The 18,713-nt window shown below is 68.5% G+C and carries 15 protein-coding genes; 7 read left to right on the top strand and 8 right to left on the bottom strand.

Translation table 11 applies throughout. From position 1 onward, the window contains the following. Positions 1–7: 7 nt before the first annotated feature. The 4 genes from EJO66_RS05740 (at position 8) to EJO66_RS05725 (ending at position 4,135) form a co-directional block, all read left to right on the top strand. Positions 8–1,402, top strand: a complete 1,395-nt coding sequence (locus tag EJO66_RS05740) for an ethanolamine ammonia-lyase subunit EutB (RefSeq protein ID WP_125964749.1) — start codon at positions 8–10, stop codon at positions 1,400–1,402. Positions 1,403–1,407: 5 nt separating this feature from the next. After that, complete coding sequence (gene eutC, locus EJO66_RS05735; RefSeq protein ID WP_125964748.1) at positions 1,408–2,238, top strand: ethanolamine ammonia-lyase subunit EutC; 831 nt, start codon at positions 1,408–1,410, stop codon at positions 2,236–2,238. Beyond that, positions 2,235–3,494 (top strand): HAD family hydrolase, encoded by a 1,260-nt coding sequence (locus tag EJO66_RS05730; RefSeq protein WP_125964747.1) that lies wholly within the window; start codon positions 2,235–2,237, stop codon positions 3,492–3,494. Before eutC ends, EJO66_RS05730 begins: the two co-directional genes overlap by 4 nt. Before the next feature lie 62 nt (positions 3,495–3,556). Then, positions 3,557–4,135, top strand: a complete 579-nt coding sequence (locus EJO66_RS05725; protein WP_124958246.1) for a peroxidase-related enzyme — start codon at positions 3,557–3,559, stop codon at positions 4,133–4,135. Between the two features lie 9 nt (positions 4,136–4,144). On the opposite strand, the gene EJO66_RS05720 is transcribed toward EJO66_RS05725, so the two are convergent. The 3 genes from EJO66_RS05720 to EJO66_RS05710 are packed head-to-tail and all read right to left on the bottom strand — an operon-like array spanning position 4,145 to position 7,235. Beyond that, positions 4,145–5,896, bottom strand: a complete 1,752-nt coding sequence (locus EJO66_RS05720) for a phosphoethanolamine transferase (RefSeq protein ID WP_125964746.1) — start codon at positions 5,894–5,896, stop codon at positions 4,145–4,147. 57 nt (positions 5,897–5,953) lie between these two features. Next, positions 5,954–6,523, bottom strand: a complete 570-nt coding sequence (locus EJO66_RS05715; protein WP_125964745.1) for a phosphatase PAP2 family protein — start codon at positions 6,521–6,523, stop codon at positions 5,954–5,956. Further along, positions 6,510–7,235, bottom strand: coding sequence for a phosphatase PAP2 family protein (locus EJO66_RS05710; RefSeq protein ID WP_124958249.1), 726 nt, complete (start codon positions 7,233–7,235; stop codon positions 6,510–6,512). Before EJO66_RS05710 ends, EJO66_RS05715 begins: the two co-directional genes overlap by 14 nt. 149 nt (positions 7,236–7,384) lie before the next feature. On the opposite strand from EJO66_RS05710, the gene EJO66_RS05705 reads away from it, so the two are divergent. Together EJO66_RS05705 and EJO66_RS05700 are read left to right on the top strand one after the other, a co-directional pair. Further along, on the top strand, positions 7,385–8,059 hold the full coding sequence (locus EJO66_RS05705; protein ID WP_125964744.1) for a response regulator: 675 nt from the start codon (positions 7,385–7,387) through the stop codon (positions 8,057–8,059). Next, positions 8,056–9,405 carry a sensor histidine kinase gene (locus EJO66_RS05700; protein WP_125964743.1) on the top strand — a complete coding sequence of 450 codons (1,350 nt, stop codon included), beginning with the start codon at positions 8,056–8,058 and terminating at the stop codon, positions 9,403–9,405. The genes EJO66_RS05705 and EJO66_RS05700 overlap by 4 nt, the downstream gene beginning before the upstream one ends. A 9-nt stretch (positions 9,406–9,414) precedes the next feature. Here the strand turns inward: EJO66_RS05700 and EJO66_RS05695 are convergent, their stop codons facing one another. Beyond that, positions 9,415–9,837 carry an acyl-CoA thioesterase gene (locus EJO66_RS05695; RefSeq protein WP_124958252.1) on the bottom strand — a complete coding sequence of 141 codons (423 nt, stop codon included), beginning with the start codon at positions 9,835–9,837 and terminating at the stop codon, positions 9,415–9,417. Positions 9,838–9,859: 22 nt separating this feature from the next. Further along, positions 9,860–10,642 carry an SDR family oxidoreductase gene (locus EJO66_RS05690; RefSeq protein ID WP_125964742.1) on the bottom strand — a complete coding sequence of 261 codons (783 nt, stop codon included), beginning with the start codon at positions 10,640–10,642 and terminating at the stop codon, positions 9,860–9,862. A 117-nt stretch (positions 10,643–10,759) separates the two neighbouring features. Here EJO66_RS05690 and EJO66_RS05685 point away from each other — a divergent pair, with 117 nt between their 5' ends. Further along, positions 10,760–12,463 carry an electron transfer flavoprotein-ubiquinone oxidoreductase gene (locus EJO66_RS05685; protein ID WP_124958254.1) on the top strand — a complete coding sequence of 568 codons (1,704 nt, stop codon included), beginning with the start codon at positions 10,760–10,762 and terminating at the stop codon, positions 12,461–12,463. A 349-nt stretch (positions 12,464–12,812) separates the two neighbouring features. Here the strand turns inward: EJO66_RS05685 and EJO66_RS05680 are convergent, their stop codons facing one another. The 3 genes from EJO66_RS05680 to EJO66_RS05670 are packed head-to-tail and all read right to left on the bottom strand — an operon-like array spanning position 12,813 to position 18,663. Then, positions 12,813–16,469 carry a hydantoinase B/oxoprolinase family protein gene (locus EJO66_RS05680; RefSeq protein WP_125964741.1) on the bottom strand — a complete coding sequence of 1,219 codons (3,657 nt, stop codon included), beginning with the start codon at positions 16,467–16,469 and terminating at the stop codon, positions 12,813–12,815. Between the two features lie 42 nt (positions 16,470–16,511). Then, a complete protein-coding gene (locus EJO66_RS05675) occupies positions 16,512–17,804 on the bottom strand; it encodes an MFS transporter (RefSeq protein ID WP_125964740.1) in 1,293 nt (430 codons plus the stop codon). 43 nt (positions 17,805–17,847) lie between these two features. Beyond that, the gene (locus EJO66_RS05670) at positions 17,848–18,663 is read right to left on the bottom strand and encodes a putative hydro-lyase (RefSeq protein WP_124958257.1); all 816 of its coding nucleotides are present in this window, start codon (positions 18,661–18,663) and stop codon (positions 17,848–17,850) included. Positions 18,664–18,713 lie beyond the last annotated feature (50 nt).

Below are 18,713 nucleotides of genomic sequence, written 5' to 3'. Positions count from 1 at the left end.
ACACACGATGCGCTACCGCACCACCATTGCCGGCCAGGTCTTCGCCTTCGACGACCTGAAACAGGTCATGGCCGTTGCCAGCCCGGCGCGTTCGGGCGACTACCTCGCGGGCGTCGGCGCAGCCACCGCGCAGCAGCGCATGGCCGCGCGCCATGTGCTGGCCGAGACGCCGCTCAAGCAGTTCCTGACGGAAGCGCTGATTCCGTACGAGAGCGACAACATCACACGCCTCATCATCGATGGCCATGACGCGGCCGCCTTCGCGCCGGTCGCGCACCTCACGGTCGGCGACTTCCGCAACTGGCTGCTGTCCGACAACGCCACCACCGCCACGCTCAGCGCGCTGGCGCCCGGCCTCACGCCGGAAATGGTCGCGGCTGTGTCCAAGCTCATGCGCAACCAGGATCTGGTGGCGGTCGCGAAGAAGTGCAGCGTGGTCACGCGCTTCCGCGACACCATCGGCCTGCCCGGCCACCTGGCGGTGCGGCTGCAGCCCAACCACCCGACCGACGACCTGCGCGGCGTGGCCGCCTCGACGCTCGACGGCCTGCTCTATGGCGCCGGTGATGCGGTGATCGGCCTGAACCCCGCCTCCGACAGCATGCCGGTGCTGGGCAAGCTGCTGCACATGCTCGACGAGGTGATCCAGCGCTTCGAGATTCCGACGCAGAGCTGTGTGCTCACGCATGTGACCAACACGCTCAAGCTCGCCGAAGCCGGTGCGCCGGTCGACCTGGTGTTCCAGTCGATCGCCGGCACCGAGAAGGCGAACCTGTCGTTCGGCGTCACGCCCGAGCTGCTGGCCGAGGCCCATGACGCGGCGCTGTCATTGAAGCGCGGCACCATCGGCGACAACGTGATGTACTTCGAAACCGGCCAGGGCAGCGCGCTCTCGGCCAACGCCAGCTTCGGCGTCGACCAGCAGACCTGCGAGGTGCGCGCCTATGCGCTGGCACGGCGTTACCAGCCTTTCCTCGTCAACACGGTGGTCGGCTTCATCGGGCCGGAGTACCTGTACGACGGCAAGCAGATCATCCGCGCCGGGCTCGAAGACCACTTCTGCGGCAAGCTGCTGGGCCTGCCGATCGGCTGCGACATCTGCTACACCAACCATGCCGAGGCCGACCAGGACGACATGGACACGCTGCTGGTGCTGCTCGGCACGGCCGGCATCAACTTCATCATGGGCATTCCGGGCGCCGACGACGTGATGCTCAACTACCAGAGCACCTCGTTCCACGACGCGCTGTTCCTGCGCGAAACACTGGGCCTGAAGCGCGCGCCCGAGTTCGAGGCCTGGCTGCAGCGCATGCAGATCACCGACGCCGCCGGCCGGCTCGCGCCGCCCGCTGCCAATCGGCTGCTGGCGGGCATGGGCGAACTGACTGCGCTGGGGCGCTGAAAGCCATGGGCAAGCCCCCTTCGGAACCTTCCCCGTCGCCGGTCACGGAGAACCCCTGGCGCGATTGGCGTGCCGCCACGCCGGCACGCGTGGCGCTGGGCCGCGCCGGCGCCGGCATGCCGACCGACGAAACACTGCGCTTCGGCTGGGCCCATGCGATGGCGCGCGACGCGATCCATGCGGCGCTCGACGTCGCGAAGCTCGAGGACGCACTGCGCACGCAAGGCTGGACCGTCGAGTGCGTGCACAGCCGCGCCGCGGACCGCACCACCTACCTGCGCCGCCCCGACCTCGGACGCCAGCTCGATGCCGGCGACGATGCACGGCTGCGCGCCGCCGCGGCCGCCGCGCCGGGCGGTGCGCACTGCGATGTCTGCATCGTCATCGGCGACGGGCTCTCGTCGCTGGCGGTCGAGCGCCACGCCGCGCCGCTGCTCGCCGCCCTGCGCCCGCACCTGCCGCCGGGCACCCGCTTCGCGCCGGTGGTCATCGCGTCGCAGGCGCGCGTCGCGCTGGCCGACGAGGTGGCCGAGGCCTTCGGCGCCACGCTGGCGGTGATGCTGATCGGCGAGCGGCCCGGGCTCAGCTCGCCCGACAGCCTCGGCATCTATCTCACCCATTCGCCGAAGCGTGGCCGGCACGACGCCGAGCGCAACTGCATCTCGAACGTGCGGCCCGAAGGCCTCTCCTACGACACGGCCGCCTTCAAGCTGGCCTGGCTCATGCGCGAGGCGCTGCGGCGCGGCGCTACCGGCATCGCGCTCAAGGACGAGAGCGACCTGGCCGTGCTCGAGTCCCCAACCTCCGTTGTCCCTTCAATCCAAGGAAATCCATGAAACGCCGCCTCGTCCTCCTGACCCCGATGGCCGCCGCGCTGGTCGCTGCCGGTTGCGCCAACCTCTCGCCGCAAGGCATTGCCGCCGGCAACTGGGAGGCGTTCAACCGGGCGCAGGTCGACGGCCTGATCGCCAGCACGGGCAAGGGCAGCGCGGGCTACAACGCGGCCAAGCCGCCGTACGTGGTGTTCGACTGGGACAACACCAGCATCTTTCTGGACATCGAGGAAGCCGCGCTGATCTACCAGCTCGAGAACCTGGTGTTCGGCGCCACGCCGGCGCAGCTCGAAGTGGCGCTGCGCAGGAACATCCCGAAGAAGGACTTCCTGCCGGCGCACAACAATGCGGCCGGCCAGCCGGTCAACATCGACCGCGTGGTGCCCGACATCGTGGCCAGCTACACCTGGCTCTACCAGAACTACAGCGGCCTCAAGGGCAGCCAGCCGCTCGCCGCGGTCAAGCTGAGCCCGCACTACATCGCGTTCACCACCAAGGTGCGCTACCTTTACGAAGCCATCGGCGACACCTTCGACCACGACACCGCCTACCCCTGGGTGACCTACCTCTTCGCCGGCATGACCGAAGCCCAGGTGCGCAAACTCACGGCCGCCACCGTGGCCTGGCAGCTGAAGGAGCCCGTGGCCAAGGTGAAATGGACCTCGCCGGCCGCGCTGCCGGGACAGGCCGGCGTGGTCTCGGTCAGCTGGAAGAACGGCCTGCGGCTGCAGCCCGAGATGCAGGCGCTCTACGCCCGGTTCCGCAACGCGGGCTTCGATGTGTGGGTGTGCTCGGCGTCCTTCGTCGACGTGATCAAGGAGATTTCCTCGAACCCCGCCTTCGGCTACAACAACCCGCCCGAACGGGTGCTGGCGATGGAGCTGGAGCGCGACGCCAACGGTGTGATCCAGCCCGAGTTCCGCCGCGGCTACGACCAGACGCAGGGTCCCGGCAAGACGAAGAACATCCAGCGCTTCCTGGTCAGCAAGTATGGCTACGGGCCCTGCTTCATTGCCGGCGACAGCGAGGGCGACCAGAACATGATGGCCGACTTCGCCGACACGAAGAAGGTGCTGATCGTGAACCGCCTGCGCGACCCGAAGACCGACATCGGCAAGTTCTCGGCCATGGCGGTGCAGAACCACGGCAAGCCCGACACGCGCTACCTGCTGCAGGGCCGCGACGACAACAGCGGCCAGTGGGTGGCTTCGCAGCTGCACACGCCTCTAGGCGCAACCCAGGGCAAGGCACTCAAGTAGTCAGCAGGCCCGGCGGCGGGCAGTTGCCTATGATCCTGGCATTGCCACCCAGGAGACAGAACATGGCCGACCGCTACCCCCTCGCCGAGCTCAAGGACCTGCCGGAAGACATCCGCACCGCCATCCTCGCGGTCCAGGAAAAGGCCGGCTTCGTGCCCAACGTGTTCCTCGCGCTGGCGCGCCGTCCGGCCGAGTGGCGCGCCTTCTTCGCCTACCACGACGCGCTGATGCTGAAGGAGGAAGGCTCGCTCACCAAGGGTGACCGCGAGATGATCGTCACCACCACCAGCGCGGCCAACCGGTGCCTCTACTGCGTGGTGGCGCACGGCGCGCTGCTGCGCATCTACGAGAAGAAGCCGCTGGTGGCCGATCAGGTGGCGGTGAACTACCGCAAGGCCGACATCACGCCGCGCCAGCGCGCCATGCTCGACTTCGCGATGAAGGTCTGCGAACGCTCGCACGAAGTCGAGGACGCGGATTTCACCGCGCTGCATGCCCACGGCTTCGACGACGAGGACATCTGGGACATCGCCTCCATCACCGCCTTCTTCGGCCTGAGCAACCGCCTCGCCAGCTTCAGCGGCATGCAGCCGAACACCGAGTTCTTCCTAATGGGGCGGCTGCCGCGCGAGAAGAAGTAGCGCGCCCGCTCAGGCCCTGCTTCTGCAGGACGCGAGCGCGTCCAGCGCAGGCTTGTAGGTGGGGTTGCTCACGTCCATCAGCCCCAGCACCGTGTGATAGAGGTTGTCGTGCGTGAGCGGCGCATCGAGCTCCGCTTCCATGCACGGGCGCGACAGCCCGCGGCGCTCGCTCATGCCGGGGCTGAACCAAGTGACCATCGGCACGTGCTTCTGCGCCTCGGGTGCGAAGCTGTAGGGTACGCCATGCAGGAACAGGCCGTATTCGCCGAGCGATTCGCCATGGTCGCTCATGTAGAGCAGGGCCGGGTCGTACCGGCTGGACTGCGCGTTGAGCCAGTCGATGGTCTGGCCCAGGAAATGATCGGTCTGCGCAATCGAGTTGTCGTAGACGTTCTGCAGCTCCGCATGGCCGCATTCGGCCAGCGAGTTGGTCCTGCACTCGGGCAGGAAGCGCTTCATCTCCGGCGCCGAGCGCTTGTAGTAGGCCGGCCCGTGGCTCCCCATCTGGTGCATGACCAGCACCACGCCCTTCGCTCGGCGCTCGGCGGGCAGCGCGGCAATGCGCGCGTCCAGCCCCTTGAGCATGACGTCGTCCAGGCATTCCTCGCCGTCGCACAGCGCGCTCTTCTGCGCGGGCGTGAGGCTGTCGAAGGCGGAGGCGTTGGGAATGCGCGTGCACACGTCCTTGCAGCCGGCCTGATTGTCGAGCCACAGCACCGCCAGGCCGGCGGCCTGCAGCACGTCGACCAGGTTCTCGTAGTCGTCGCTGCGCGACTCGTAGCCCTGCTTGCCCAGCGGCGAGAACATGCACGGCACCGAAGCGAGCGTGTTGGTGCCGCACGAATGCACGTCGTGCCAGCTCAGCACGCCGCGCGCCGCCAGCTCGGGCGTGGTGTTGCGCGCATAGCCGTTGAGGCCGAAGTGGTCGGCCCGCGCCGTCTCGCCCACCACCAGCACGAACATCGGCGGCCGCGCCTGGCCCGCATAGCTCGCGCCCAGCGCCGTTCCGGCGGTGATCGGTATCAGCTTGCGGCTGCGCTTGAACATCGGCCTGAGGACCACCGAGCCGGCCGAATAGAGGCTCGCGACCGGGTTCATCATGTAGCGCAGGTGAACGTTGTTGCGCATCAGCGGCGCAAGCTGCCGGTTCATCGACACCGCAGCCACCAGGGCCACAGCCACCGCCAGCAGCAGCAGCGCCGCGTTGCGCCAGAGCTTGGAGACGAAGCGCATCGGCACGATGCGCGCGCGCCAGAGCGCCAGCGCCGGCAGCAGCACCACCAGCAGCACGTGGAACGCCATGCGCCAGCTCATGAGGTCGCGCGCCTCGTTCGGGTCGGTCTGCAGCACGTTGGCGATCATGGTCGGGTCCATCACCACGCGGTACTCGAGCATGTAGTGCTGCACGAAGGCTGCAAGCAGCACCACCGCGAACCACAAGGGCTTCATCCAGCGCGACCAGGCCGTGAAGGACAGCAGCGCCACCGTGGCGCACACCATGAGCACCGCCATGGCAGCACTCGTGGGCAAGTAGGTGCTGGGTGCGCCTCCGATGCGCGCGAGCTCGTTCCAGAGCGGCCAGTTGGCGGCCACGGCAAGGTAGATGGCGAGCCACACGACCACGCGCTGCGCCGAGCGAGGCCGCGCGAGCCACAGGTCGATGCGCGCCCAGAGCGCTCGCGCGGACGCCAGCTGCGGCGCGCCGGCTGCCGGCAGCCCGATGCCCCGCACGGGTGCGGGCTCGATTCTTGAAAATGACATGCACCGACTGTAGGAAGCGCAACTGAAGGCAGCCTGAATTGCGCGTTCAGCCGGTGTTCAGATTCGCGCCCTTCTCGCCCTCAGCCGGGGCCGCATGAAGGCCCTGAGCGCCAGGTTCAGCGGCCGGCTCACGCCGCGCTCCACCACGATCGACACCAGGGCGGCGAGCATCGCCCCCACGACCACGTCGAGCGGAAAGTGCAGTCCGAGGAACACGCGGCTCCATCCGACCACCGCGGCCACCGCCAGCGCGGCAAGCATGGGCGTGCGCCACGGCAGGCACCACAGCGAAAACGCGGCCGCGAAGGTGCAGGCGGCATGCAGGCTCGGAAAACCCGGACGAAGCCCCTGTGGCGCCCACTGGATGCCAAGGCCGTAGAAGGCCGGCCGCTGGAACGGCATGGCCGAGCGGAACACGTTCACGAAGACCCAGACCGTCAGCACGCTGACCAGCGCGGTGAAGCAGGCATAGCGCAGGCGGCGGTCCAGCGCCGCCGCGCCGATGATCGCGGTGGCCAGCAAGGCGGGCAGCACGTCGGAGGCAAAGCGCGCGAAATAGATGCTCCACGCCGGTGCCGCGGCACTGGCGTTGATCAGCGCGAACAGGGCGGTATCAAGGGCCTGCATGCAACACGGTGGTTTCGGCTGCGGGCAGCCGGGAGGCGCGGGGTGCGGCGGCCAGGTCGATGGCAAAGCCCACCACCCAGCAGATCCAGCCGGTCCAGAGCGTGTGGCTCATGTAGTGCGCGCCGCGCAATTGCTGCGACAGGCCGAGCAGCAGCCCCGCGGCCAGTGACGCGCAGAGCCAGAGGATGGCGGCGCGCGGCGACACCCGGCGCAGCACGAAATAGCCGCCTGCGTAGGCAAAGGCCGCGGACGCATGGCCCGCCGGAAAACATCCGCCCGAGCCGCCGTCGTAGACCTTCCACGCCCAATGCGATACATGGCTTGCGACGCCGCCGAACTCTTTCAGGTCCCAGGGGCAGCTCGTGTGGCTCGCATGCTTGAGCAGGCTGATGGCAATGACCGAGAGCAGCACCGTGAATGCCAATTGCGCCCGGGCGCGCGCGGGCAGCCGCCGCAGGATGCCGAGCGGCCAGCGGATGCCGGCGAACAGCGCAATCACGAACAGCCAACTCAGGTTCTTCGCGCCCTCGTGCATCACGTGCACCAGGAAGGCGTTGTCGCGCCACGGAAAACCCATCGGCGTGCCCGCCAGGCGCGCCAGGGCGAGATCGCCTCCGGTGGCGTCCCACGCCAGCAGCAAGGCCAGGGCGAGGAGGGTCAGCCCTCCCAGGCGAAGATTCGAGGGATTCGGAAGATTCGGGACACGCGTCATGAGCAGAAGAGAAACCAGCAAGCCTGAAAACCCCCTGAGCCTACGTTCGTGGCCTGAACCGAGCCTGAAGCGGCCCTGAACGGGAGCTGACGCCGCCCGGCCCCGCGACAGTCGGCGCTAGACTGCGTTTTTTGGAAAGTCCACATCGCGTGCGCATATTGCTTGTCGAAGATGACAGAGCGTTGGCAGACGCCGTCTGCAGCTACCTTGTTGCAAAGGCTTTCGTGGTCGACGTGGCGCCCAGCCTCGCCGAGGCGCGCGCCGCCCTGCTTTCGGTGCAGTACGCCGCCGTGCTGCTCGACCTGCACCTGAGCGACGGCGACGGCCTTTCGCTGCTTCCCCAGGTGCGCGCGCTGCGCGAGCCGCCCATCGTCATCGTGCTGACGGCGCGCGACCAGGTCACCGACCGCATCCGCGGGCTCGACGCCGGCGCCGACGACTACCTCATCAAGCCCTACGACCCGGCCGAACTGCTGGCGCGGCTGCGCGCGGTGGAGCGGCGGCGCAGCGCGGGCAGCTCGCCGGTGCTGCATCTGGGCACGCTGGAGATCGACCTGGCGCAGGACCGGGTCCGCAAGGACGGCAACCCGGTCGTCCTCACCCAGAAGGAATGGGCCCTGCTGCGCGTGATGGCCACGCGGCCCGAGCGCATCCACACCCGCGAGAACCTGGCCGACGCGCTCTATGGCTTCGGCGACGAGGCCGACAGCAACACGCTCGAGGTGTTCATCAGCCGCCTGCGGCGCAAGCTGGGCAGGAGCCACATCCAGACGTTGCGCGGCCTGGGCTATCGGCTGTCGACCTCGGCGGACGACGACGAATGACCGCGGCACGCCCGAAGGACAGCCGCGACACGCTGGCCGGCCGCCTGACTCGCACCCTGATCCTCTGGGTCGGCGGCGTGTGGCTGCTGTGCGTGCTGGCCGTGGTCTGGTATGTGGACCGCGAGATCAACCACAACTTCGACAGTGAGCTGGTCGAGGTGTCGCACCGCATGTTCGACATGGCGCTGCAGGAGCTCGGCAAGCTGCAGCATCCGGGCGCGGCACCGGACACGCCATTGATCGCGCCCAAGCAATTGTTCTCGGAAGACGCGGTGATGTACCAGGTGGTGGACATCCACGAGCAGGTGCTGCTGCGCTCGGCCGAGGCGCCCACCGATGCCTTCGACGTGCCGCTGGCCGCGGGCTTCGCCAACAACCAGACCTGGCGCATCTATACCGTGCGGCATCCCACGCTGGGCCTGTATTTCCAGGTGGCCGATCCGCTCGACGAGCGGCGCTCGGCGCTCAACCGCACGCTGTTCGGGCTGATCATTCCGCTGGGCGCCGTGCTGCCGCTGCTGGCGCTGGTGCTGCGCAAGGTGGCGCGCAACGAGCTGCGCGTGCTGCAGCAGCTCGCGGGCGAGATCGAGAAGCGCAGCGGCTCCGACCTGCGCCCCATCAGGCTGCCCGGCCTGCCGCGCGAGCTGCGCTCGGTCGGCGACCACGTCAACAGCCTGCTGGAGCGCCTGTCGCACTCGCTCGACGTCGAACGCGCGCTGGCCGCCAATGCGGCGCACGAGCTGCGAACACCGCTGGCCGCGGCGCGGCTGCGGCTGCAGACCGCGCTCGAGCACGACCTGCAGCGCAACGACGTGCAGGCGGCGCTCGACGCGCTGCAGATGCTCAGCCACCGCACCGAGAAGCTGCTGCAGCTCTCGCGCGCGGAATCGGCAGCATCGCTCGCGCGCGCGCGAGTCGACCTGGTGCAGCTGGCAGGCACCGTGGCGCAAGACTTCTGGAACGACCCGCAGATCAGCGAGCGGCTCGCGCTCAAGGTGCCCGACGACGCCGCGCCCGTTGCCTCGGGCGATGTCGACGCACTGGCGATCGCGCTGCGCAACCTGGTGGAGAACGCGCTGCGCTATGGCGGCGGCCGGGTGGTGATCGAGGTGATGGCGCCCTGCACGCTCGCGGTGCGCGACTTCGGCGCGGGCGTCAGCGCCGAACAGCTCGCCACGCTGCAGCAGCGCCATGTGCGCCACAGCTCCGATCGCGCGGGCTATGGCCTGGGGCTGTCGATCGTGGGCACCATCGTCGAGAAGCACAACGCCAGACTCGAACTGGCATCGCCGCCGCCAGGCGCCGCCAGCGGCTTCGAGGCGCGCATCGTGCTGCGGCCGGCCTAGCGGCCCGCCCTATTCGCTCACCACAGCGCGCAGCCAGTCGGGCAAGGGCAGCGCCTTCTGCTTCGGAAAATCGACCCAGATCGTGGTCGCCCCGCCGGCCGCGCAGATCACGTCGGGCGCTTCGGCGCGCGCCATGGTGGCCCAGCTCTCGAAAGTGGTGCGTGCCGGGTCGCTCACGTACATCCTGAGCAGCACGTCGCCGGGGTATTCGATCTGGCGGTAGAAATTGCAGAAGGCGTTGACGATCACCATGCCTTCGCCGCCCGGTTCGGGCGCAATGCCGAGCGAATGGATCCAGTCGATGCGCGCGGTTTCCAGATAGCGGAAGTAGGTGCCGTTGTTGAGGTGGCCCATGGCGTCCATGTCGCCCCAGCGGATGGGGATGGACATCTCGAACACGAACTTCTTCTTCTCGGGGATTTCGATTCTCATCGGAGGGCTTTGATGGGGAGGATCAGAGCGCGAACCCGTCGTCGGCCGCAATGACCGCGCCGTTCACGAAATGGCTCTGGCCGCTGGCCAGCAGCACGATCAGGCCGTCGAGGTCTTCGGGCTTGCCCACGCGCTTGCGCGGCAGCATGTTCACGAGCTTGGCGCCGGCTTCGGAAGCCCAGTGATCCTCGTTGAGCTCGGTCGTGATGTAGCCCGGGCACAGCGCGTTCACGTTGATGCCGAAGCGGCCCCATTCGAGCGCCATGGCCTTGGTCATCTGCACCACCGCGGCCTTGCTCATGCAGTAGGTGCCGATCTGCGGCAGCACCTTGAGCGCCGCCACCGAGGCGATGTTGATGATGCGCCCGCCGATGTAGGTGCCCGGCGCCGAACCGTCGGCGCGTGCCAGCATGCGCTTGCCCACTTCCTGCGCGACGAAGAAGGAGCCCCTCACGTTGGTGTCGAAGATGTAGTCGTAGTCGTCGGGCGTGACGTCCGAAAGGCGCTGAGTCGTGCTCACGCCCGAGTTGTTGACCAGGATGTCGATGGGTCCGACCTCGGTTTCGGCGCGCGCCACGGCGGCCTTGATGCTGCCGATGTCGGTGACGTCGAGCTCGACCGCGTGCGCGTCGCCGCCCTCGCCCTCGATGCGGGCGCGCAGCTCCTTCAATTTCTCGAGCCGGCGGCTCGCGAGCACCACCGCGGCACCGGCGCGCGCCAGCGTCTTGGCAAACTGCGCGCCCAGCCCGCTGGAGGCGCCGGTGATGAAGGCCACGCGGCCCGAAAGATCGATGCTGTAAGCCATGGGAAGGGGGTCCTGTTGAGCCGTTGCCGAGTCGCCGAGGCGACGCCCGGCACTCCACATAAAATGTTTCGCGCCCTCGAAGCGTCCGAGCCTCAAATCATTATCGACGAGACCCACATGACCCACGACGAAATCCTCGCCCAGTTCGGCCCCCGCGAATCCATGGAATATGACGTGGTGGTCGTCGGCGGCGGCCCGGCCGGCCTCTCGACCGCCATCCGGCTCAAGCAGCTGGCAGCCCAGCACGACAAGGAAATCTCGGTGGTGGTGCTCGAAAAGGGCTCCGAGCCCGGCGCGCACATTCTCTCGGGCGCCATCATGGACCCGCGCGCGCTCAACGAGCTGCTGCCCGACTGGAAGGAACAGGGCGCCCCGCTCAACCAGCCCGTCACCGACGACGCCATGGTGTTCCTCGGCGAGAAGTCGGGCCTGCGCACGCCCAATGTGTTCCTTCCGGCCTGCTTCCAGAACCACGGCAACTACATCATCAGCCTGGGCGCCTTCACCAAGTGGCTGGCGCAGCAGGCCGAGAACCTGGGCGTGGAGATCTTCCCGGGCTTTCCGGCGGCCGAGGTGCTCTACAACGAGAACGGCTCTGTGCGCGGCGTAGCCACCGGCAACATGGGCGTGGGCAAGGACGGTGAACCCACCGAGAACTTCCAGCTCGGCATGGAGCTGCTGGGCAAGTACACGGTGTTTGCCGAAGGCGCGCGCGGCCACCTGGGCCGCCAGCTCATCAGCAGGTTCAAGCTCGACGAAGGCAAGGACCCGCAGACCTACGGCCTGGGCGTGAAGGAAGTGTGGGAAATCGACCCCAAGCGCCACCAGCCCGGCTTCGTGCTGCACACCGCCGGCTGGCCGATGAAGAGCGACACCTATGGCGGCGCCTTCCTCTATCACATGGAGGACAACAAGGTCACGATGGGCTTCATCACCGGCCTGGACTACAGCAACCCCTACCTGAGCCCGTTCGAGGAAATGCAGCGCTGGAAGCTGCACCCCAACATCCGCTGGTACCTCGAAGGCGACGAGGCCCAGGGCATCAAGCCGGCCAAGCGCATCGGCTACGGCGCGCGCGCCATCACGGCCGGCGGCCTGATGTCGCTGCCCAAGACGGTGTTCCCGGGCGGCGCGCTGGTCGGCTGCGAGGCCGGCTACCTCAATGTGAGCCGCATCAAGGGCAGCCACGCCGCCATCAAGACCGGCATGCTGGCCGCCGAAGCGGCCTTCGACGCGGTTCAGGCCGGCCGCCAGCACGACGAGCTCACGGCCTACCCGGCCGCGTTCGAGAAGAGCTGGCTCTACACGGAGCTGAACAAGGCACGCAACTTCAAGGCCTGGTTCAAGAAGGGGCTGGGCATTGCCACCTTCATGAACGGCATCGAGCAGTGGCTGCTCAAGGGCCACATTCCATGGACCCTGCACCGCCACAAGCCCGACCACCTGTACCTCAAGCCCGCGGCGGAGTGCAAGCCCATCGCCTATCCGAAGCCGGACGGCAAGCTGACTTTCGACCGCCTCTCGAGCGTGTTCATCAGCAACACCAACCACGAGGAGCAGCAGCCGGCGCACCTGACGCTCAAGGATGCGTCGGTGCCGGTGAACATCAACCTGTCGAAGTTCGCGGGCCCCGAAAGCCGCTACTGCCCGGCCGGCGTGTACGAGTTCGTGCCCGACGAGGCCAATGCCGGCAAGGAGCGCCTGCAGATCAACGCGCAGAACTGCGTGCACTGCAAGACCTGCGACATCAAGGACCCGACGCAGAACATCGTGTGGGTCACGCCTGAAGGGGGCGGCGGGCCGAACTACGTGGGGATGTAGTTCTCTCGGGGCCTCTTTGGAGGCCCTTTTCATTTCTGGCCTTCTTTCAGACATGGTGCCGGGGACATCTGTGCGCTTGTTCAGGGCGCGTGCCCAGGCCACCGGGTACTCCCCTCCGCGAATGTCCCCCGCCTTCGGCTCCTCCTTTATTTCGCTGCGGGGAGCACCCGATGCCCTGTGCACGATGGGCGCAGCGCTTGTGCCGGCCGATCAACGACCGCTCTGAATAACGCTCCCGCCGATGGGGTGCCTTGCGCAGCGAAATCAAGGGGGAGGCCGCAGGCCGGAGGACATTCGCGGAGCAAGGTACCCCGTCGGCGGGAGCGCACCCCCGCCGACAAAACACAGCTCAAGAGCCGGCCTCGCCCCACCCTCCCCCACCGGGTGTCTCGATCACGAACACGTCCCCCGGCGCCATCTGAATCTGCCCGATGTGGTCCAGTTCCAGGGCGCTGCCGTCGGCCCGTTCGACACGGTTGATACCCACCGCACCGGCCTCGCCGCCCGCACCACCGAACGCGCCGTGGCGGCGGCCGTTGCTGAGGATCGAGGCCGTCATCGGGGCCAGGAAGCGCACGCGCCGCACGCCACCGTCGCCGCCGCGCCAACGCCCCGCTCCGCCCGAGCCGGTGCGCAGGCGGTAGCTTTCAAGGCGCACCGGGTAGCGGAACTCCAGCACCTCGGGGTCCGTCAGGCGCGAGTTGGTCATGTGGGTCTGCACCACGCTCGTGCCGTCGAAGCCCGGACCCGCGCCCGAGCCGCCCGAGATGGTTTCGTAGTACTGGTGCTCGCCATCGCCAAAGGTGAAGTTGTTCATCGTGCACTGGCTCGCGGCCATCACGCCCAGCGCGCCATAGAGCGCGTTGGTCACGCAGCTCGAGGTTTCGACGTTGCCCGCCACCACCGCGGCCGGCGGCAGCGGGTTGAGCATGCAGCCTTCCGGCACGATCACCTCGATGGGCTTCAGGCAGCCCGCGTTGAGCGGAATGTCATCGTCCACCAGCGTACGGAACACATACAGCACGGCCGCCATGGTGATGGCGCGCGGCGCGTTGAAATTGTTGGACAACTGCGCGCTGGTGCCGGTGAAGTCGACCGTGGCCGAGCGCGCGACGGCGTCGACCGTGACCCGCACGCGGATCTGCGCGCCGTTGTCCAGCGGCAGCGTGAACTCGCCGTTCTTCAGCGCCGTGATGACGCGGCGAACCGACTCCTCGGCGTTGTCCTGCACGTGGCCCATGTAGGCCGCCACGGTCTCGCGGCCGAACTGCGCGACCATGGCCTGCAGTTCCTGCACGCCCTTTTCGTTGGCGGCGATCTGCGCGCGCAGGTCGGCCAGGTTCTGCTCGATGTTGCGCGACGGATGCGCGCCGCTTCCGAGCAGCGCGCGCAGTTCGGCCTCGCGCAGGCGACCGCCCTCCACCAGCTTGAAGTTGTCGATCAGCACGCCCTCGTCGCCGATGGTGCCCGAGAACGGCGGCATCGAGCCCGGCGTGATGCCGCCCACGTCGGCGTGGTGGCCGCGCGAAGCCACGTAGAACGACGGCCGCGCATCGCCCGCCGCCAGGTACACCGGCGTGACCACCGTGATGTCGGGCAGGTGCGTGCCGCCGTGGTAGGGGTCGTTCAGCACGAAGACGTCGCCGCGCTTCATGCCGGGATTGCCGTCGATCACGGTCTTGATCGACTCGCTCATCGAGCCCAGGTGCACCGGCATGTGCGGCGCATTGGCGATCAGGTTGCCCTGCACATCGAACAGCGCGCAGGAGAAGTCGAGCCGTTCCTTGATGTTCACCGAATAGGCCGTGTTCTGCAGCCGCAGGCCCATCTGCTCGGCGATGTTCATGAAGAGGTTGTTGAACACCTCGAGCATCACCGGGTCGGCGCTGGTGCCCAGGGCCTGCGTGGCGACGCGCGGGCGCACGCGGTGCAGCTCGATGCCGGCCGCAGTGGCGCGCGCCTGCCAGCCGGGCTCGATCACCGTGGTGGCGTTGCGGCCCGCGAGGATGGCGGGACCGTCGACGGAGGCGCCGGGCTTCAGGGCCGCTTCGTCGAACAGCGCGGCGTTGCGCCAGCCTGCAGCTTCTTCGTCGGCCTCGCAGTACATGCGGACCGCGGCCAGCGGCTCGGGTGCATGAGGAGCGGTGTCGGCCTGCGCGGCCGGCGGTGCCGCGCGCTCGCCGGCCCCCACGGCTTCGACCGTCACGGCCTCGATCACGAGCGCCCGCTCGGCCATCAGGAAGGCGAAGCGGCGGCGATACCCGGCTTCGAACTCACCCCGCATCGCGGCGATCGCCTCGTCGGCCGAACCCGCCATGGGCAGCGCGCAGCCCAGCGCGGTGTCGGTGCCCTCGTAGCGCAGCTGCGCGCGGTGCACCGCGGCAATGGCCGCATCGGCCACGCCCTGCTCGCGCAGTTCTCCTCTCGCCTGCGCCGCAAGCGAGCCTGCGGCATCGCGCGCCGCCGCCAGCCCCTGCCCATCGAGCCGGCGCTCCAGCGCCAGCTCGCGCATCGCGAGCTGGTCGGCCAGCCCCATGCCGAAGGCCGAGAGCACGCCTGCCAGCGGATGCAAATAGACGCTGCGCATGCCGAGCGCATCGGCCACCAGGCAGGCGTGCTGGCCGCCCGCGCCGCCGAAGCACTGCAGCGTGTACTGCGTGACGTCGTAGCCGCGCGCCACCGAGATGCGCTTGATGGCATTGGCCATGCTGGCCACCGCGATGCGCAGGGCACCGCTCGCCACTTCCTCGGCGTCCACGCTGCGGCCCGTGGCTTCCGACATGCGGTGCGCCATGGCTTCGAAGCCGCGCCGCGCCGCCGCCAGGTCGAGCGGTTCATCGGCGTTCGGCCCGAACACATGCGGAAAGTGCGAGGGCTGGATCTTGCCGAGCAGCACGTTCGCATCGGTGGTGGTCAGCGGCCCGCCGCGCCGATAGCTGGCCGGTCCGGGGTTGGCGCCGGCCGACTCCGGCCCCACGCGCAGCCGCGCGCCGTCGAAGGCGATGACCGAGCCGCCGCCCGCGGCCACCGTGTGGATGCTCATCATCGGCGCGCGCATGCGCACGCCCGCCACCTGGGTTTCGAAGGAGCGTTCGAATTCGCCGGCGTAGTGCGACACGTCGGTGGAGGTGCCGCCCATGTCGAAGCCGATCACGCGCGGATGGCCCGCGTCGAGTGCAGTGCGCACCATGCCGACGATGCCGCCGGCCGGGCCCGAAAGAATCGCGTCCTTGCCCTGGAAGCGGTCGGCCTGCGTGAGCCCGCCCGAGCTCTGCATGAAGAACAGCGGCACGCCCGGCATCTGGCACGACACCTGCTCCACGTAGCGCCGCAGGATCGGGCTCAGGTAAGCATCCACCACCGTGGTGTCGCCGCGCGGCACCAGCTTCATGAGCGGGCTGGTCTTGTGCGACACCGACACCTGCGTGAAGCCGATGGCGCGCGCGATGCGCTCGGCCGCCAGCTCGTGCGCGGCGTAGCGCCAGCCGTGCATGAAAGCGATGGCGCAGGCGCGCAGGCCGGCATCGAAGGCTTCCTGCAGCGCGGCGCGCAGCGCAGGCTCGTCCAGAGGCTGCACGACGCCGCCCTGCGCATCCATGCGCTCGCCGGCCTCGATCACGCGCTGGTAGAGCAACTCGGGCGGCACGATGCGGCGGTCGAACAGCCGCGGCCGCGCCTGCGTGGCGATGCGCAGCGCATCGCGAAAGCCCGCGGTGGTGACCAGCACCGTCGGCTCGCCCTTGCGCTCCAACAGCGCGTTGGTGGCCACGGTGGTGCCCATCTTCACGCACTCGACGCGCTCGGGAGTCACGGCCTCGCCGGGCGCGAGCTTCAGCAGGCGGCGGATGCCTTCGACGGCGGCGTCCTTGTACTGCTCGGGGTTCTCCGACAGCAGCTTGAGCGTGTGCAGGCCGCCCTCGGGGTCGCGGCCGACCAGGTCGGTGAAGGTGCCGCCGCGGTCGATCCAGAACTGCCAGCGGGACGGGAGAAGGGAATGCGTGGTCATGAGAAAGGAAGAGTCTTCACGAGAAAGGGAAAGAGGTCCGGATCAGTTCTGGCGCAGGTCGCGTCCGCGCGTCTCGGGCAGGCAGAGCGCCACGATCACCACCATGGCATAGGCCACCGCGGCGCACACGCCGATGGCGGTGCCCAGCGGAAGGTGCATGCGGTCGCTCAGCACCCCGACCAGTGCCGGAAAGGTGGCGCCGATGCCGCGCCCGAAGTTGTAGCAAAAGCCCTGCCCGGAGCCGCGCAGCTCATTGGGGAAAAGCTCGGCCAGGAAAGCGCCCGCGCCGCTGAAGATGCCCGACATGAAGAAGCCGAGCGGAAAGCCCAGCAGCAGCATCAGGCCGTCGGTGATGGGCAGCAGCGTGTAGGCATAGACCAGCGATCCGGCGCCCACCGCGAACAGGATGAAGGCGCGGCGGCGTCCGAGCCGGTCCGACAGGTAGGCCCCGCACAGGTAGCCGATGAAGGCCCCGACGATGAACATGAACTGGTAGCCGCCCGAGCCCAGCACCGTGAGATGGCGTTCGTTCTTCAGGAAGGTGGGCAGCCAGACGCCGATCGCGTAGTAGCCGCCCTGCATGCCGGTGAACAGCAGGCTCGCGAGCACCGTGGTGCTCAGCATGCCGGGCTTGAAGATCGCGAGGAAATTGCCGCTGCGCTCGCCGCGCGCCACGGCGGCGCGGCTCTGCACATAGATCTCCGGATCGCGGATCGAGCGGCGGATGAACACGATCAGGAGCGCCGGCAGCAGGCCCAGCATGAACATCACGCGCCATGAATACTCCGGCGGCAGGAACGAGAACAGCGCCATCGACACCAGCACTGCCGCGCCCCATCCGACGGCCCAGCTGCTCTGCACCAGCCCCACCGCCTTGCCCCGGTAGCCGGGCCGGATCATCTCGGCGATGAGCACCGAGCCCACCGCCCATTCGCCGCCGAAGCCCAGGCCCTGCAGCGTGCGTGCGACCAGCAGCTGCTCGGGCGTTTGCGCCAGGCCGCAGGCAAAGGTGAAGATCGCGAACACCAGGATGGTGAGCTGCAGGATGCGCACGCGGCCGTACCTGTCGGCCAGGATGCCGGCCGCCCAGCCGCCGATGGCCGAGGCCACCAGCGTGGCGGTGCCGATCAGCCCCACCTCGGTCTTGCTCATGCCCCACAGCGACAGCAGGATGGGCGTGACCAGCGGCAGCGTGTAGTAGTCGAAGGCATCGACCGCGTAGCCGCTGAAGGATGCGGTGAGCGTGCGCTTCTCGTTCGGGTTGAGCGTGCGCAGCCAGCTGCCTCCGGCTGGCGTGTCGTCGCCCGCCTGGGCGGCGTCGAGGGTGGTCTTCATGTGGTTGTCTCCTTGCGTTTTGAATGGGTGGACAGCGCCGCGTCTAGAACGCGGCCAACTGGTGATGCAGCAGGTCGGTCACGAGCATCGAGCCCGGCGCGTGCGTGATCGCGAACGGCAGCCTGGCGGCGGCCAGCGCGGCCTGGGGCGTGACGCCGCAGGCCCAGAACACGGGCAGCTCGCCGGGCATCACCTCGACCGCGTCGCCGTAGTCGGGATCGGCGATCGAGCGGATGCCGATCAGCGCCGGGTCGCCGATGTGCACCGGCGCGCCGTGCACGGCCGGAAAGCGCGAGGTGATCTGCACGGCGCGAATGGCAGCGGCCGCGCGCAGCGGACGCATCGACACCACCATCGGCCCATGGAAGGCGCCGGCCGGCACGGTGGCCATCGAGGTTCGGTACATCGCCACGTTGCGGCCCTGCGCCACATGGCGCAGCGCGATGCCCTCGGCCATCAGCGCATGCTCGAAGGTGAAGGAGCAGCCGATGACGAAGCTCACCAGGTCATCGCTCCAGAGTGCGCGCACGTCGGTGGGTTCGTCCACCAGCACGCCGTCCTGCCACACGCGGTAGCGCGGGAGGTCGGTGCGGATGTCGATGTCCTCGCCGAGCGCCGGCAGCGCCGGGTCACCGGCTTCCGAAACGCCGAGCAATGGGCACGGCTTGGGGTTGGCCTGGCAGAAGCGCAGGAAGTCGGCCGCGTGCGCCCGCGGCAGGATCACGAGGTTGCCCTGCACATGGGCGCTCGCGAGCCCGCTGGTGTGGGAGCTCAGCGCGCCGCTGCGGCAGGCTTGGCGCACGGCCAGCGCGCTGCTGCCTGCGCCGGGCTGTTCTGCGAAGGATGGACGGTTCGACATTTGGCGTTTCCGATGCCCGAGGCATCGCTGTGGTGTGATGCGCCGGATTG

Source organism: Variovorax beijingensis, assembly GCF_003951285.1.
GTDB classification, from domain to species: domain Bacteria; phylum Pseudomonadota; class Gammaproteobacteria; order Burkholderiales; family Burkholderiaceae_C; genus Variovorax; species Variovorax beijingensis.
The sequence above is the reverse complement of the archived record's forward strand: the minus strand, read 5'-3'. Positions and strand labels throughout refer to the sequence as shown.

Coding starts and splice junctions, on each gene's coding strand:
- EJO66_RS05740 (WP_125964749.1), top strand. CDS start 8: ATGCGCTACCGCACCACCATTGCCGGCCAGGTCTTCGCCTTCGACGAC.
- eutC (WP_125964748.1), top strand. CDS start 1,408: ATGGGCAAGCCCCCTTCGGAACCTTCCCCGTCGCCGGTCACGGAGAAC.
- EJO66_RS05730 (WP_125964747.1), top strand. CDS start 2,235: ATGAAACGCCGCCTCGTCCTCCTGACCCCGATGGCCGCCGCGCTGGTC.
- EJO66_RS05725 (WP_124958246.1), top strand. CDS start 3,557: ATGGCCGACCGCTACCCCCTCGCCGAGCTCAAGGACCTGCCGGAAGAC.
- EJO66_RS05720 (WP_125964746.1), bottom strand. CDS start 5,896: ATGTCATTTTCAAGAATCGAGCCCGCACCCGTGCGGGGCATCGGGCTG.
- EJO66_RS05715 (WP_125964745.1), bottom strand. CDS start 6,523: ATGCAGGCCCTTGATACCGCCCTGTTCGCGCTGATCAACGCCAGTGCC.
- EJO66_RS05710 (WP_124958249.1), bottom strand. CDS start 7,235: ATGACGCGTGTCCCGAATCTTCCGAATCCCTCGAATCTTCGCCTGGGA.
- EJO66_RS05700 (WP_125964743.1), top strand. CDS start 8,056: ATGACCGCGGCACGCCCGAAGGACAGCCGCGACACGCTGGCCGGCCGC.
- EJO66_RS05695 (WP_124958252.1), bottom strand. CDS start 9,837: ATGAGAATCGAAATCCCCGAGAAGAAGAAGTTCGTGTTCGAGATGTCC.
- EJO66_RS05690 (WP_125964742.1), bottom strand. CDS start 10,642: ATGGCTTACAGCATCGATCTTTCGGGCCGCGTGGCCTTCATCACCGGC.
- EJO66_RS05685 (WP_124958254.1), top strand. CDS start 10,760: ATGACCCACGACGAAATCCTCGCCCAGTTCGGCCCCCGCGAATCCATG.
- EJO66_RS05680 (WP_125964741.1), bottom strand. CDS start 16,469: ATGACCACGCATTCCCTTCTCCCGTCCCGCTGGCAGTTCTGGATCGAC.
- EJO66_RS05675 (WP_125964740.1), bottom strand. CDS start 17,804: ATGAAGACCACCCTCGACGCCGCCCAGGCGGGCGACGACACGCCAGCC.
- EJO66_RS05670 (WP_124958257.1), bottom strand. CDS start 18,663: ATGTCGAACCGTCCATCCTTCGCAGAACAGCCCGGCGCAGGCAGCAGC.